Genomic DNA, 12,966 nt, shown 5'->3' on the forward strand with positions numbered 1-12,966 from the left:
TTGTATGACCGCCTCCGTCTTCGACCTCTTCAAACTCGGCGTCGGCCCGTCGAGCAGCCACACCATGGGGCCGATGACGGCCGCCGGGCTGTTCATCGGCCGCCTACGTGACGCCGGGAAGCTGTCCGCCGTCGCTCGGGTCGAGACCCGCCTCTACGCCTCGCTGGCCCTGACCGGACGCGGCCACGCCACCGACCGCGCCGTGATCCTGGGCCTGATGGGCTTCGTGCCCGCCACGCTGGATCCCGACGCCGGCGAGGCCGCGCTGCTGGAGAGCCAGGCCACCCAGTCCTTGAACCTCGGCGGCGACCACCCCATCGCCTTCGACGAAGCTCGCGACATCGTCTGGCTGGGCCATGAGCGCCTGCCCCAGCATCCGAACGGCCTGACCTTCACCGCCTTCGACAAAGCCGGCGAAGTCCTGGCCGAGCGCACCTACTTCTCGATCGGCGGCGGCTTCGTGCGCGACGAGTTCGAGATGGGCAGCAACGCCCCGCCCGAGCCCGGCCCAATCATCCCCCACCCCTTCGAGAGCGGTGCCGACCTCTTGCAACGCGCCGCCGACGCCGGCCTGTCGATCGCCGGGGTCATGGGCGCCAACGAGCTGGCGCGGATGTCGGAAGGCGACATGAACGCCGGCCTCGACCGCATTTTCGAGGCCATGGAGGCCTGCATCGATCGCGGCATGCGCCAGGACGGCGTCCTGCCCGGCGGCCTGACCGTCAAGCGCCGCGCCCGCCAGATCCACCAGACCATCCTGGGCCGGATGGAGCGCCAGATGAGCGACCCGCTGGCGGCCATGGACTTCGTCAATCTGTGGGCCATGGCGGTCAACGAAGAGAACGCCGCCGGCGGCCGCGTCGTCACCGCCCCGACCAATGGCGCGGCGGGCCTGGTGCCGGCGGTGCTGCGGTTCTTCGTGCGCTTCCACAAGGGCACGCCGGAACAGATCCGGGTGTTCCTGCTGACCGCCGCCGCCATCGGCGCGCTCTACAAACGCAACGCCTCGATCAGCGGGGCCGAGGTCGGCTGCCAGGGCGAGGTCGGGGTGGCCTGCTCGATGGCCGCCGCCGGTCTGGCGGCCGCTCTTGGGGGAACAAACGCCCAGATCGAGAACGCCGCCGAGATCGGCATGGAGCACAATCTGGGCCTCACCTGCGATCCGATCGGCGGCCTGGTGCAGATCCCCTGCATCGAACGCAACGCCATGGGCGCCATCAAGGCCATCGACGCCGCCCGCCTGGCCCTGCTGGGCGACGGCCAGCACTCGGTGTCGCTCGACAAGGTCATCGCCACGATGAAGCGCACCGGCGAGGACATGAACGAGATCTACAAGGAAACCTCGATGGGCGGCCTGGCGGTGGGCCTGTCGGTGAACCGGGTGGAGTGCTGACGGCAGGAGTCAGCAGGCTTGTCGCCCGCTCTTGCCGAACCGCGCGGCGATGCTAGGGTGCGCACCAAGAACAGGAAGGGAACAAACATGGCCAAGGGCGTGATCCGGGCGGGCATCGGCGGCTGGACGTTCGAGCCTTGGCGCGGTCCCTTCTACGGCGCTGACGTCAAGCAGAAGGACGAGCTGAAATATGCGTCGTCCAAGCTGACTAGCATCGAGATCAACGGCACCTACTATTCGACCTTCAAGCCGAACAGCTGGCAGAAGTGGCGCGACGAGACGCCGGACGACTTCGTGTTCGCGGTCAAGGCCAGCCGCTACTGCACCAACCGCAAGGTGCTGAGCGAGAACAACGACTCGCTCGAGAAATTCCTGTCCCAGGGGCTGGAGGAGCTTGGTCCGAAGCTGGGCCCCATCAACTGGCAATTCATGGGCACCAAGAAGTTCGATCCGGCTGATTTCGAGGGATTCCTGAAATTACTGCCGAAAGAGCGTGGCGGGGTGCGCCTGCGCCACGCGCTGGAGGTCCGCAATCCGACCTTCGCCTGCCAGGAGTTCTACGACCTGGCCGCCAAGTACGGCGCGGCCATCATCTACGCCGTCGACGACGAGGAGCCGACCTGGCCCTGCATCGACGAACCCACGGCCGACTTCACCTATGCGCGGCTGATGTCCAGCAAGGAAGACGAGCCGACCGGGATGAGCTCGGACGAGCTGGATGGCGTGGTGAAGCAGACGCGGAAATGGGCCGAGCGCGGGGACGTGTTCGCGTACTTCATCGCCGGGGCCAAGGTGCGCAACCCGGCGGCGGCGATGGCTCTGATCGAGAAGCTGAGGGGCTAAGCCGTCCTCTTCGGAAACCACGGCACGAACCCACTCGTCCGCGCCACGTACTCCGCATAACCCGGCTTGCTCTTGCGCATCCGCCCCTCGGTGGTCGGCACGCCGCTCCACTTCGTCAGCAAGAAGGTGATCAGCAGCGGCCCCGGCAGGCTCCAGGCGCCCAGCCCGGTGTCGGCGGCGATGCCGTACAGCCCCCACCACACGCAGGCGTCGCCGAAATAGTTCGGGTGGCGGGTGTAGCGCCACAGACCCCGATCCATGACCTGGCCGGCATTGGCGGGATTGGCCTTGAAGCGGGTCAACTGCCAGTCGCCGATCGTCTCAAAGGCGATGCCGATCAGGGCCAGCACCGCGCCGGCGATCGCAAAGGAACCCAGCGGTCCCGGCTGCTGACCCAGCTGCACTGGCAGGGCGACGACGAAACCCAACAGCATCTGCAAGCTGAACACGTAGATCAGGGCCGTCTTGGCGAAGCTCCAGCCGCGCGTCTTCTCGGCATGGGCGATCATCGAGACATAGCGCCGATCGGCCCCGTGCTTGCGCCAGCGCCAGAAGAGGTATCCGCCCAGCCGCGCCGCCCACAGGGTGCAGAGGCCCGTCAGCAGCAAGGCGTGTGGCGTCGGCGGCGACTGTAAAAAGGTGCTCCAGGCCAGCAGCGCCATGCTGGGTCCCCACCAGGCGTCGATGAAGCTCACGTCCTTGATCCGTAGACTGATGATCCACAGAAGCAGGAACGCGATGAGCGAGACGGCGGCGTTGGTGAGCAGGAGGGTGAGCAGCGGAGGCATTGAAGTCCTTTGAACCGAAGATCCTCCCCCGCGATGCGGGGGAGGTGGCCCAGAGGGCCGGAGGGGGCTAGCTCGGCTTGAGCAGCACTCGCCCCCTCAGTCGCTACGCGACAGCTCCCCCGCATCGCGGGGGAGCATCTAACTCTCCCCCTACGTCCCCACGACAAAACTCACCGTCGTCGTGGTCGACCCGCCGATGTTCAGCGTCTGCACCGTCTTTGCCCCCTCGACCTGATAGTCCTCGGCCCGTCCCGAGGTCTGCTTCCACGCGTCCAGCAGCATCCGAACGCCCGTAGCCCCCACCGGGTGCCCGGCGCCAATCAGCCCGCCGGACGGATTGATCGGCAGACGTCCGCCCATCGCGATGTCCCCCGCCTCGACCGCCTTCCAGCTCTCCCCCGGCGCGGTCAGGCCCAGGTGGTCGATGGCCATGTATTCCGTGGCGGTGAAGCAGTCGTGGGTCTCGACCGCGTCGATGCCGGAGACGTCATCGGCGATGCCGGCTCGCGCGCGGGCGTCCAGGATGGCGCGGCGCACCTGCGGGAAGACGTAGTCACTATCCCGCGACGCCTCGACCTTGCGCGCATAGCTGATCGGGGCCGAGCGATGACCCCAGCCTTTGATGCGCGGAATGCTCTCCAGCGCGATGCCGCGCTTGTCGGCATATTCCCGCGCCCGTCGCTCCGACGCCAGGAACACCACGGCCGAGCCATCGGTGACCTGCCCGCAGTCCTGCTTGCGCGTGCGGCCCTCGACCACCGGATTGGCGGCCTCGTCGGCGGTGAAGGCCTCGGGGCCGAAGTTCCAGCCGCGCGTCTGGGCGTTGGGATTGCGCTTGCCGTTGGCGAAATTGACCTCGGCGATGCCCATCAGGTGCTCGTACTTCAGCCCGTAGCGCCGGTCGTACTCGTCGGCGAGGTCGGAGAAGGCGCGCGGCCACAGGAAGCGCGCGTCCTGGAATTCGTGGCCGGCCCAGGCGGCGCTGCCCAGGTTCTCGGCCGCCTTCTGGCCGGGGACGTTGCGCATCTGCTCGACGCCGACCACGCAGGCCAGATCATAGCGCCCCGCCTCGATCTCGGCCGTCGCCGCCAGGATCGCCACGCTGCCCGAGGCGCAGGCCGCCTCGTGGCGCGCGGTCGGCAGGCCGTCGAAGTCGGGATCGACCAGGCCGAACATGCCGCCCAGCAGACCCTGGCCCGCGAACAGCTCGGCGGCGAAGTTGCCGACATGGCCGGTCTCGACGTCCCCCACGTCGAGACCGGCCGCCGCCAGGCCCTCCCCGACGGCCTGCGCGAAAGCGTCGGCCAGTTCGCGCCCCTCGCGGCTCCAGTTGGCGGCGAAGTCGCTCTGCCAACCGCCCAGCACATAGACCATGCGCCAGCTCCCTTCTTCTAGTTAGTTCGATTATACAAGCGACCATCGTCGAGTCTACGACCTAGACGAACAATGGTTTGAACGCTGATTGACTTAGCCTGCCGAAACGCCCCACCAACCGGCCATGGTCGCTCAGAAGGCCCCCACCCTGGTCAGACGCAGTTCAGCCGCCCGCGCGCTGAACCTGATCGGCGACCGCTGGACTCTCCTGGTGCTGTACGCCGCCTTCATGGGCGTGAAACGGTTCGACGGCTTCGTGGAAATGACCGGCGTCGCCCGCTCATTGCTGACCGACCGCCTCAAGCGGCTGGAGGCCGGCGGTATCCTGGAACGCCGCCTCTATCAGAACCGCCCGCCGCGCTTTGAGTACCGACTGACGGCCATGGGCCGTGACCTCTACGACTCGGCGCTGATGCTGCTGGGCTGGGAGATGCGTTGGCGCTTTGATCCGGGTTGCCCTTCGCACCAGATCGTCCACGAACCCTGTGGCCAGCCGCTGAAGCCCGTCCTGGCCTGCAAGGCCTGCGGCGAGGCGGTGAAGGTGCGCGACATCACCCTCTCCCCTGGCCCCGGCGCCGGCCTGGAGCCCGCGCCGCCGGCCCGCCACTCGCGCCGCGCCAGCTCGGACGACGTCGGCGGCCCGGCCCTGCATCCGATGCTGGAGCGCGGCATCGAGGTGCTAGGCGACCGCTGGACCGCCCACCTGGTGGCGGCGGCCTTCTACGGCCTGCGCCGGTTCAAGGATTTCCAGGCCGGGCTGAAGGTGGCCAGCAACATCCTGACCGACCGGCTCGAGCGGCTGGTCGCGCGGGGGATGCTGGAGCGCGTGCGGTATCAGGAGCGGCCTGAGCGGTGGGAGTATCGGCTGACGCAGGAGGGACGTGACCTGTTTCCGCTGATCGCGGCGCTGATGGCGTGGGGCGATCGGTGGTTGGCGGGGAGTGAGGGGAGTCCGGAAATCCTGACGCACAGCTGCGGAGCGCGACTGGAGCCGGTGGTGCGGTGTGGGGGGTGCGGCGGGGGCGTCAGCGTCGAGAACACCAAGGTCCCCTAAGCTCTCCTCCCCCTCTTGGGGGAGGTGGCGCGCCCGCGAAGCGTGGCGTGACGGAGGGGGGTGGTCATGAATCGGCCGGTGCTGGCCCCTCCACCGCCTTCGGCGGTCCCCCTCCCCCAAAGGGGGAGGAGAGAGCTAGGTCAGCCAAAGGCCGTGGGTGTCTTCCCCATCCCCCCAGAACCCCGGCTTGGGCGCCCTGATCCGCCCGCGCTCCACCCGCAGCCCGCCGGGGTGATCCACCGCCAGCCACCACGGCCCATCGAGATCCGCGAAGTCACTCGCCCCGCCCAGATGCAGCGCCGGCGCGACGCCCAGCGACGAGGCCACCATGCACCCGGTCATCACCTGGAACCCCAGCCCCCGCGCGGCCTGCAGCATCGCCACCGCCTCGGTCAGGCCGCCGGTCTTGTCGAGCTTCAGGTTCACCGCCTGATACCGCCCGCGCAGCGCCGCCAGATCGCCGCCGACATGGACGCTCTCATCGGCGCAGACCGTGAACGGCGGGTCCCAGCCCTCGAGTTCATGATCCGCATCCGCCGGCAGCGGCTGCTCGACCAGGGCGATCGGCAGGTCGGCCAGCAGGCTCTTCAGCCCATCCAGGATCTGGAACGTCCAGCCCTCATTGGGATCGACGATGAGCCGCGAATTCGGCGCGGCGGCCGCGACGGCGCGCAGGCGGGCGGCGGGGTCTTCGGCGGAGAGCTTGATCTTGATCAGCGGCGCGTCGGCGACGGCGCGGGCGGCCTCGGCCATCTTCTCGGCCTCGTCCAGGCTGACCGTCACGGCGGTGACGAGGTCCGTCGGGACCGCCAGGCCGGTGGCCTCCGCCACGCTGACGCCAGTGCGCTTGGCGCGCAGGTCCCACAGCGCCAGATCAAGCGCGTTGCGAGCCGCGCCGGGCGGCAGGGCGGCGCAGGCGGCTTCGACATCGTCAGAGGCCAGCGCGGGCGCGAGTTGGGCCAGCACACTCTCCACCGTCTCGTCGTAGCGGCCGTAAGGCACGCTCTCGCCACGTCCGATGTGGCCGTCTGCCGAGGCGGTCACCTCGACCACATCGGCGGCGGTCTTGACACCGCGCGAGATGCGGAACGGAGCCTTCAGCAGGTGCGAGACCGGGCGGACGGAGACGGCGATCGACATGCCCGCAGGCATGCCGCGTTTCGCCAGATCCTACCAGCCCCCCAAAATCACCAGCCCCAGTGACGGGGGATCGGCGAGTCGGCGCGGCGCTCGGCCATCACCTTCAGGGCCAGCGGACGGTCGACGACGAACAGCACCGCCCAGACCAGCAGCACGCCGGCATAGTGGATGGCGCCGAGCAGGCCGCCGGGACGACCAGGGCGGACGAAGCGAAGCGGCTGGGTCATGGCGAAGTCGGTCATGTGGTCGTCCCTCATCTGATGGAGAGACCTTGGCTGTGCGGTGCGCCAGAATCGGACGTATTGAACTGGACCGCTGCCACCCGCATTTCAGCGGTGCGCCTTCACGAGGATTCCATGGCCAAGACCGTCAGCATCAACATCCCCCACCAGCTGGGCGCGGCCGAGGCCAAGCGCCGCCTGGAACAGGGCCTGTCGCAGCTGGCCGGCCAGATCCCCGGCGGCGACGCCAAGGGCTTCACCCAAAGCTGGGCCGGCGACGTGCTGAACTTCTCGGCCGTGGCCATGGGCTCGACCATCACCGGCGTCGTCCAGGTGCTGGAAGACCACGCCCGCCTCGACATCACCCTGCCCGGCCTGCTGGGCATGGCGGCCGGCAAGATCAAGGACGAGCTGACCCGCCGCGGCCAGTTGCTGCTGAAATAGTCCCATGAACACGCTCGGAACGTGGGCGACCGGCTACTGCCGGGCGCGCGGCTATGGCGATCCCGTACCGGGACCGGCCGGACTGTGGTTCGAGATCGGCTTCCCCGATCAGGTCGGCCGGCACGTGGTCACCTCGGCCTTCGATCCGGACGCCTATCGCCGCCTGGTCACCGGGATCACCGAGCCCTTCACCTATGTCGAGGCCCTGGGGCCGCGCGAGACGATCCTGCCCCACGTGCCGGCCGGCTGGACGTTGCGGGACCCGGCCTGGCTGATGGCCACACGCCTGGCCGCTCTCCCGGACGCCGAGCCGCCGGCGGGCTACACGCTTCGCCTGATCGAGACCGACAACAAGCTGCACATCGACATCGACGGGCCCGATGGCGACCCCGCCGCCACCGGCCGCTGCGGCCTCAACGGCGAGGCGGTCACCTTCGACCGCATCATCACCGAAGAGGCCCACCGCCGGCGCGGCCTGGGCGGCCTGATCATGCGCCGCCTGACCAACGCCGCGATCGAGCGCGGCGCCCGCGACGGCGTGCTGATCGCTACGCCGGACGGCCGGGCGCTCTATTCGACCTTGGGCTGGTCCGAGGTCGGCGAAGTGGTGTCCGTCATCAGCGGCTGATCGCGCGTCAGAAGCTGCGACGGCGTCATGGTCAGGAGCCCCTCCGGAATCGGCCGGCGGTTGGGGATGTTGTCGCGCCCCCAGACCGCGATGGCCTGCAGCACCGGCAACAGGTCGGCCCCTGCCTGGGTGAGCGCGTAACGCCCCCGCGCCCCCGAACCGGCGTCCGCCCGCTGCTCGACGATCAACCCGGCCTCGACCAGGCGCTTCAGGCGCTCGGACAGAATATTGGTGGCGATGCCCTCGGGGGCGGACTGGATCTGGCGGAAGCTGCGCGCGCCCAGCATCAGGTTGCGGATCACCAGCAGCGACCACTTGTCCCCCAGGATATCCAGGGTCGAGGCCATGGCGCAGTCGGAACGGAAGGTGCGGTCCATCACGGCGATCTCACGCTTGCAAAATGCAACCTAAGCCCGGATAGTCCCGCCAACAAGTGGGGGAAATCCGAATGATCGTCGCACCTATCACGTCCGCCCTGGCCGCGCTCGCCGCCGTCGCCCTGGTGGGGCTCAGCGTCCCGATCTCGGCCCAGCGGTTCAAGGCCAAGGTCTCGCTGGGCCACGGCCGCGACAAGGACCTGGAGTGCCGCGTCCGCGCCCAGGCCAACTTCGTCGAATATGTGCCGCTGACCCTGATCGTGCTGGGCCTGGCCGAGGTGGGCGGCGCGTCGACGACGGCGATCGCGATCATCGCCACCGCCGTCGTCCTGGGCCGCCTCGCCCACGCCTGGGGCATGCTGGGCGGACCCTTGCGCGCGCGTCAGCTGGGCATCCTGCTGACCTGGGGTTCGCTGCTGGGCGCCGCCGTGACACTGGGCCTGCGCCTCCTCTAGACCACCGAGACCTCGGCCGAGGCCAGGCGGTCGGGATCGCCGGAGGCGAAGATCTCGACGACCTTGCCGTTCTCGATCTTGATATCGAGCACGACGTACAGCTTGCCCAGCGGGGCCACGACCGCGCCGATCGCGCCGTCGACCAGGGCCGTGCGGGCCGTCTGGGCCAGGCCGTTGTAGAAGTTCGCCACCGTCTCGGCGCCGCGCAGCTCGCGGGTCTGGCCGCCGCCGGCGAACACGTCGGCGCGGACCACGACATTGGGATCCAGCACCGCCATCAGCCCGGCCATGTCGCCGGTGCGCGAGGCCAGCAGGAAGGCGTCGACCACGCTCTTCTGAGCTGTCTGGGCCGTATCCAGCACGTCACCGCCGCGCACCCGGCGGCGGGCCCGGCTGGCCAGTTGGCGCGCGGCGTCGGGCGTGCGGTCGACGATCGGCGCGATCTGCTCGAACGGCATGTCGAACAGGTCGTGCAGCACGAAGGCGATGCGTTCGGCCGGATTCAGGGATTGCAGCACGACCAGCAGCGCCAGACCCACGGAGTCTGCCAGGATGGTCTCGCGCTCGATGGCGTCCTCGCCGCTGACCGATGGCTCGGGACCGCCTTCCAGCAGGGCGTCCTCGCGGCGGGATTTCTTGCTGCGCAGCATGTCCAGGCACACGCGCGAGGTCACCGTCGTCAGCCAGGCCGACAGGTTGTCGACGCCGCTGGTGTCGGCCCGCGACAGCCGCAGCCAGGCCTCCTGCACGGCGTCCTCGGCCTCGGGCAGCGAGCCCAGCATGCGGTAGGCCACGCCCCGCAGGCGGGTGCGGTCGGCTTCGAATTTCTGGGCCAGATAATTTTTTTCAGTCACGGCGGTCACATCGCTCCATCGGGGTCCGTCACCTCTTCGACGAACGCAAATCGCCGGATGTGACCGGCACGTCGAAACGATCTGAAGGAGAAGTCCGATGCAAGCCCGTATGACCCAGCCCGCCTTCCTGCTGCCCGACGCGATGAAGGCCCTGATCGCCCTGTCGAAGTCCGCCCATGTCGAGGGCGTGCCGGACACCCTGCACGAGCTGCTGCACCTGCGCGTTAGCCAGATCAACGGCTGCGGCGTCTGCCTGGAGATGCACGCCCGCGCCGCCGCCAAGGCTGGCGAGAGCCCCGAGCGCCTGGCCACCGTCGCCGGCTGGCGCGACACGCCTTACTTCACCGACGCCGAGCGCGCCGCGCTCGCCTTGGCCGAGGCCGTAACCCGAGTGGCCGACAAGGCCGACCCGGTGCCGGACGACGTCTGGAACGAAGCCGCCCGTCACTATGACGAGAAGGCCCTGGCCGGCCTGCTGATCAGCATCTCGGCGATCAACGTCTGGAACCGCCTGAACGCGGCGACGCGCCAGGTGGCGGGTTCGCTGGGGGTCTAACCCCCTCCTGAGGGTCTAGAGCCGCCGCGAGTCGTAGTCGTGGCGGCCCAGGCTCTCGAAGCGGCCTTCCTCGGCCTTGTTGATGTACTGGGCGGCGACCAGCCAGCCCTTAACCGGGCGCAGGGTGCCCAGGCAGCCGACGATCAAGGCCGGGAACACCGTGGCGAAATGCACCCAGATCGGCGGGTGGAAGGCCACCTCGACCCAGGCGAAGATCGAGATGATCACGATGCCGACGCCGCTCATCACGAAGAAGGCTGGGCCGTCGGCGGGGTCGGCGAAGCTGTAGTCCAGGCCGCAGCGGTCGCACGACGGGGCCAGCTTCAGGAACCCGCTATAGAGCTTGCCCTCGCCGCAGCGGGGGCAGCAGCACTTCAGGCCGGCCTCGACGGGGGTCGGAGAGTCATAGAATTCCTGGTCGGCCATCGAAGAGCCCTTCCTACAATCGCAGGATTGATCCATACATTGTGCGATCAATGTATGGATATTGTCGCGTGACCACAACTAAGGGATCACCGAATCTAGCGCCCGCCTGGCTGCGTCGGATCGACGCCCTGGACGGCCCCGCCTATCGCCGGATCGCCCAGGCCCTGGAAAACGCGGTGGCCGAGGGCGAGCTGCAGGCCGGTGATCAGATCCTGGCCCAGCGCGAAGTCGCCCGTCTTGTCGGAATCGACTTCACCACCGTCACCCGCGCCTACGCCCTGGCCCGCGAGCGCGGTTTGATCGAGGGCACGACCGGTCGCGGCACATTCATCCGCTTACGGACAATCGAGGATGAAGCCGGCCTCGTCGACCTGTCGATGAACCTGCCGCCCCCGCCGGCGGGGCTGAACCTGGCCGCCCTGTTGCGCGAGACGACGGGCGCGATCCTGGCGCGGACCGATCCGGCGACCTTGATGGCCTACCACCCTGGCGCGGGATCGCTGGCCCAGCGGACAGCCGGCGCGGCCTGGCTTGTACCGGTGTTGGGCGAGGTCACGCCTGACCGCGTAGTGGTCGCCAGCGGGGCGCAGACGGCGCTGTCGGCGCTGCTGGATCACCTGACGGTCCCCGGCGACACGATCATCGCCGAGGCCTTCGCCTATCCGGGCCTGCTGGCCACCGCCGCGCGACGGGGCTTGCGGGTCGTGGCCTGTCCGCTAGACCGCGAGGGGCTGGAGCCCGAGGCTCTGACGCGCCTGATCGCCAAGCACCACCCGCGCCTGATCTGTGTCACCCCGACCTTCCAGAACCCGACGGCGGCGACCATGAGCCTGGCGCGGCGAGAAGCCGTCGTCGACATCGCGCGGACGGCCGGCGTGACGATCATCGAGGACGACGCCTACGGCCTGCTGCCCGCCGCGCCTCTGCCCGCCCTCGCCGCCCTGTGGCCCGAGGGCGTGTTCCACGTCGCCACCACCGCCAAGACCCTCTCGCCGGGTCTGCGCCTGGCCTATGTCGTCGCCCCGCCGGGACAGGCCGAGGGCTTCGCGGCGGCCCTGCACGCCATCGCCCAGATGCCCGCGCCGCTGATGGCGGCCGTGGTCACCAGCTGGATCCGCGACGGGATCGCCGGTCAGGTGCTGGCCGGGGTGCGAGAAGAGGCCGTGGCGCGGCGCGCCCTGGCGGCGGAACTGCTGCCGGCGGCTCTGGGCGGCGCGGAGAGCCTGCATGTCTGGCTGCCCGGCGCCGTGGCCAGCCCGGCGGCCCGCGAACGCGGCCTGGCTCTGGTCGGCGCCGAGGCCTTCCGCGCGCCGGGCGCGACTGGCGAAGGCCTGCGCATCTCGCTGGGCGCGGCGGGCAAGCGCGCGACGCTGGCGCGCGGCCTGAAGGAACTGGCGGCCCTGGCTAGTCGGTGAGCCCGCCGCGCCGGAACGCCTCGGCCAGCTGATCGATCAGGGCGCGCACGGCCGGCGGCAGGCCACGGCGGGTGGTGAAGACGACGTGCACGATCCCCGGCCGGCTGCCCCAGTCGGGAAACACCCGCACCAGCCGGCCGGCCTCCAGCAGGTCGCGGCACGCATGGTCGGGCAGGAAGGCCACGCCCAGGCCGGCGGCGGCGGCCTCGCGCAAGGCCCCGAAGTCGCCGCAGGTCATGCGCGGCGTATGCTTGACGCTCCGCGCCTCGCCCTCGGCGTTCAGCAGCTCCCACTCCAGCTCGCCGATCTGGTCGGTGGGGCTGAGCGTCGGCAGGTCGGCCAGCGCCGCCAGCGGCTGGCCGGCGCAGCGCATCGCCAGGCGGGGGTCGGCCACCAGGATGCGGCTCGATCGACCCAGGGTGCGCATGGTGAGCGCCGCGTCGGTGTCCAGGGTCAGGCGCACACGAATGGCGACGTCGATCCGCTCGGCGATCAGGTCCACCGGCCGGTCCACCGCCACGACCTGCAGCCGCACCTTGGGATAACGCGCCATATAGGCCTGGAAGGTCGGCGACAGGGCCTCGATCAACCCGACTGGACAGCTGCACCGCACCAGGCCGTGCGGTTCGCTCAGCGCCTCGGCCACCACCGCGTCGGCCTGCTGGGCGTCCAGAATCAGGAGGCGGCAGCGCTCGTGGAAGGCCTGGCCGACCTCGGTGACCCGGAAGCGGCGGGTCGAGCGCTCGATCAGCCGCACGCCCAGCCGCGCCTCCAGGGCCGCGATCCGACGGCTGAGCGTCGACTTCGGCTGACGTAGCGCCCGGCCCGCCGCCGCGAAGCCGCCATGGGCCACCACCTCGGCGAACAGGACGTAGTCGTTGAGGTCGATCGCCACGATTGTCTCACTAATGGAACGCTGAGAGCCGATTTACCCGTCTACTCCGCTTTCCGTCCCGAATGCATGTTGTTTTCACCGACGGACGCCCCGCCGGCGAAAC

General features: G+C 69.5%; 15 protein-coding genes and 1 pseudogene. 8 read left to right on the forward strand and 8 right to left on the reverse strand.

The annotated features are described in order from the left end of the window. Positions 1–4 precede the first annotated feature (4 nt). Together AC1RRR_RS12175 and AC1RRR_RS12180 are read left to right on the forward strand one after the other, a co-directional pair. Positions 5–1,393 (forward strand): L-serine ammonia-lyase, encoded by a 1,389-nt coding sequence (locus tag AC1RRR_RS12175; protein WP_492813348.1) that lies wholly within the window; start codon positions 5–7, stop codon positions 1,391–1,393. Between the two features lie 49 nt (positions 1,394–1,442). Further along, positions 1,443–2,236: pseudogene (locus AC1RRR_RS12180) on the forward strand (DUF72 domain-containing protein). On the opposite strand, the gene AC1RRR_RS12185 reads toward AC1RRR_RS12180, so the two are convergent. Next, positions 2,233–3,024: a DUF1295 domain-containing protein gene (locus AC1RRR_RS12185; RefSeq protein WP_492813350.1), complete on the reverse strand. Its 792-nt coding sequence runs from the start codon at positions 3,022–3,024 to the stop codon at positions 2,233–2,235. The pseudogene AC1RRR_RS12180 and the gene AC1RRR_RS12185 overlap by 4 nt on opposite strands. Positions 3,025–3,174: 150 nt before the next feature. Continuing rightward, positions 3,175–4,398, reverse strand: a complete 1,224-nt coding sequence (locus AC1RRR_RS12190) for an acetyl-CoA acetyltransferase (protein ID WP_492813352.1) — start codon at positions 4,396–4,398, stop codon at positions 3,175–3,177. Positions 4,399–4,522: 124 nt separating this feature from the next. Between AC1RRR_RS12190 and AC1RRR_RS12195 the strand changes: the two genes are divergently transcribed. After that, positions 4,523–5,452 carry a winged helix-turn-helix transcriptional regulator gene (locus AC1RRR_RS12195; RefSeq protein WP_492813354.1) on the forward strand — a complete coding sequence of 310 codons (930 nt, stop codon included), beginning with the start codon at positions 4,523–4,525 and terminating at the stop codon, positions 5,450–5,452. 135 nt (positions 5,453–5,587) lie between these two features. Here the strand turns inward: AC1RRR_RS12195 and AC1RRR_RS12200 are convergent, their stop codons facing one another. Both AC1RRR_RS12200 and didA read right to left on the reverse strand, forming a co-directional pair. Next, positions 5,588–6,592 (reverse strand): dipeptide epimerase, encoded by a 1,005-nt coding sequence (locus tag AC1RRR_RS12200; protein ID WP_492813563.1) that lies wholly within the window; start codon positions 6,590–6,592, stop codon positions 5,588–5,590. 47 nt (positions 6,593–6,639) lie between these two features. Continuing rightward, positions 6,640–6,834, reverse strand: a complete 195-nt coding sequence (didA, locus tag AC1RRR_RS12205) for a DNA damage-induced SOS-independent cell division inhibitor A (protein WP_492813356.1) — start codon at positions 6,832–6,834, stop codon at positions 6,640–6,642. Between the two features lie 114 nt (positions 6,835–6,948). Here didA and AC1RRR_RS12210 point away from each other — a divergent pair, with 114 nt between their 5' ends. Continuing rightward, a complete protein-coding gene (locus tag AC1RRR_RS12210) occupies positions 6,949–7,257 on the forward strand; it encodes a polyhydroxyalkanoic acid system family protein (RefSeq protein ID WP_454717687.1) in 309 nt (102 codons plus the stop codon). A 4-nt stretch (positions 7,258–7,261) separates the two neighbouring features. Next, entirely contained in the window at positions 7,262–7,885 is a 624-nt protein-coding gene (locus tag AC1RRR_RS12215; RefSeq protein ID WP_492813358.1) for a GNAT family N-acetyltransferase, read from the forward strand. Here the strand turns inward: AC1RRR_RS12215 and AC1RRR_RS12220 are convergent. After that, positions 7,828–8,262 (reverse strand): winged helix-turn-helix transcriptional regulator, encoded by a 435-nt coding sequence (locus AC1RRR_RS12220; RefSeq protein ID WP_492813360.1) that lies wholly within the window; start codon positions 8,260–8,262, stop codon positions 7,828–7,830. The genes AC1RRR_RS12215 and AC1RRR_RS12220 overlap by 58 nt on opposite strands. Positions 8,263–8,333: 71 nt before the next feature. Here AC1RRR_RS12220 and AC1RRR_RS12225 point away from each other — a divergent pair, with 71 nt between their 5' ends. Continuing rightward, entirely contained in the window at positions 8,334–8,717 is a 384-nt protein-coding gene (locus AC1RRR_RS12225) for an MAPEG family protein (RefSeq protein WP_492813362.1), read from the forward strand. On the opposite strand, the gene AC1RRR_RS12230 is transcribed toward AC1RRR_RS12225, so the two are convergent. After that, positions 8,714–9,571: a sigma-70 family RNA polymerase sigma factor gene (locus AC1RRR_RS12230; protein WP_492813364.1), complete on the reverse strand. Its 858-nt coding sequence runs from the start codon at positions 9,569–9,571 to the stop codon at positions 8,714–8,716. The genes AC1RRR_RS12225 and AC1RRR_RS12230 overlap by 4 nt on opposite strands. 97 nt (positions 9,572–9,668) lie before the next feature. On the opposite strand from AC1RRR_RS12230, the gene AC1RRR_RS12235 reads away from it, so the two are divergent. Continuing rightward, positions 9,669–10,127, forward strand: coding sequence for a carboxymuconolactone decarboxylase family protein (locus AC1RRR_RS12235; RefSeq protein ID WP_492813366.1), 459 nt, complete (start codon positions 9,669–9,671; stop codon positions 10,125–10,127). Between the two features lie 15 nt (positions 10,128–10,142). On the opposite strand, the gene AC1RRR_RS12240 is transcribed toward AC1RRR_RS12235, so the two are convergent. After that, positions 10,143–10,553, reverse strand: coding sequence for a DUF983 domain-containing protein (locus AC1RRR_RS12240; RefSeq protein WP_492813368.1), 411 nt, complete (start codon positions 10,551–10,553; stop codon positions 10,143–10,145). 50 nt (positions 10,554–10,603) lie between these two features. Between AC1RRR_RS12240 and AC1RRR_RS12245 the strand changes: the two genes are divergently transcribed. Then, positions 10,604–11,968 (forward strand): aminotransferase-like domain-containing protein, encoded by a 1,365-nt coding sequence (locus AC1RRR_RS12245; protein WP_492813370.1) that lies wholly within the window; start codon positions 10,604–10,606, stop codon positions 11,966–11,968. Here the strand turns inward: AC1RRR_RS12245 and AC1RRR_RS12250 are convergent. After that, complete coding sequence (locus tag AC1RRR_RS12250; RefSeq protein ID WP_492813372.1) at positions 11,958–12,863, reverse strand: LysR substrate-binding domain-containing protein; 906 nt, start codon at positions 12,861–12,863, stop codon at positions 11,958–11,960. The genes AC1RRR_RS12245 and AC1RRR_RS12250 overlap by 11 nt on opposite strands. Positions 12,864–12,966 lie beyond the last annotated feature (103 nt).

Source organism: Caulobacter sp. GW821-FHT12D05 (genome assembly GCF_058807295.1).

Excerpts from the sequence above, each read along its gene's own strand:
- AC1RRR_RS12175 (WP_492813348.1), top strand. The coding sequence starts at position 5 with ATGACCGCCTCCGTCTTCGACCTCTTCAAACTCGGCGTCGGCCCGTCG.
- AC1RRR_RS12185 (WP_492813350.1), bottom strand. The coding sequence starts at position 3,024 with ATGCCTCCGCTGCTCACCCTCCTGCTCACCAACGCCGCCGTCTCGCTC.
- AC1RRR_RS12190 (WP_492813352.1), bottom strand. The coding sequence starts at position 4,398 with ATGGTCTATGTGCTGGGCGGTTGGCAGAGCGACTTCGCCGCCAACTGG.
- AC1RRR_RS12195 (WP_492813354.1), top strand. The coding sequence starts at position 4,523 with ATGGTCGCTCAGAAGGCCCCCACCCTGGTCAGACGCAGTTCAGCCGCC.
- AC1RRR_RS12200 (WP_492813563.1), bottom strand. The coding sequence starts at position 6,592 with ATGTCGATCGCCGTCTCCGTCCGCCCGGTCTCGCACCTGCTGAAGGCT.
- didA (WP_492813356.1), bottom strand. The coding sequence starts at position 6,834 with ATGACCGACTTCGCCATGACCCAGCCGCTTCGCTTCGTCCGCCCTGGT.
- AC1RRR_RS12210 (WP_454717687.1), top strand. The coding sequence starts at position 6,949 with ATGGCCAAGACCGTCAGCATCAACATCCCCCACCAGCTGGGCGCGGCC.
- AC1RRR_RS12215 (WP_492813358.1), top strand. The coding sequence starts at position 7,262 with ATGAACACGCTCGGAACGTGGGCGACCGGCTACTGCCGGGCGCGCGGC.
- AC1RRR_RS12220 (WP_492813360.1), bottom strand. The coding sequence starts at position 8,262 with ATGGACCGCACCTTCCGTTCCGACTGCGCCATGGCCTCGACCCTGGAT.
- AC1RRR_RS12225 (WP_492813362.1), top strand. The coding sequence starts at position 8,334 with ATGATCGTCGCACCTATCACGTCCGCCCTGGCCGCGCTCGCCGCCGTC.
- AC1RRR_RS12235 (WP_492813366.1), top strand. The coding sequence starts at position 9,669 with ATGCAAGCCCGTATGACCCAGCCCGCCTTCCTGCTGCCCGACGCGATG.
- AC1RRR_RS12240 (WP_492813368.1), bottom strand. The coding sequence starts at position 10,553 with ATGGCCGACCAGGAATTCTATGACTCTCCGACCCCCGTCGAGGCCGGC.
- AC1RRR_RS12245 (WP_492813370.1), top strand. The coding sequence starts at position 10,604 with ATGTATGGATATTGTCGCGTGACCACAACTAAGGGATCACCGAATCTA.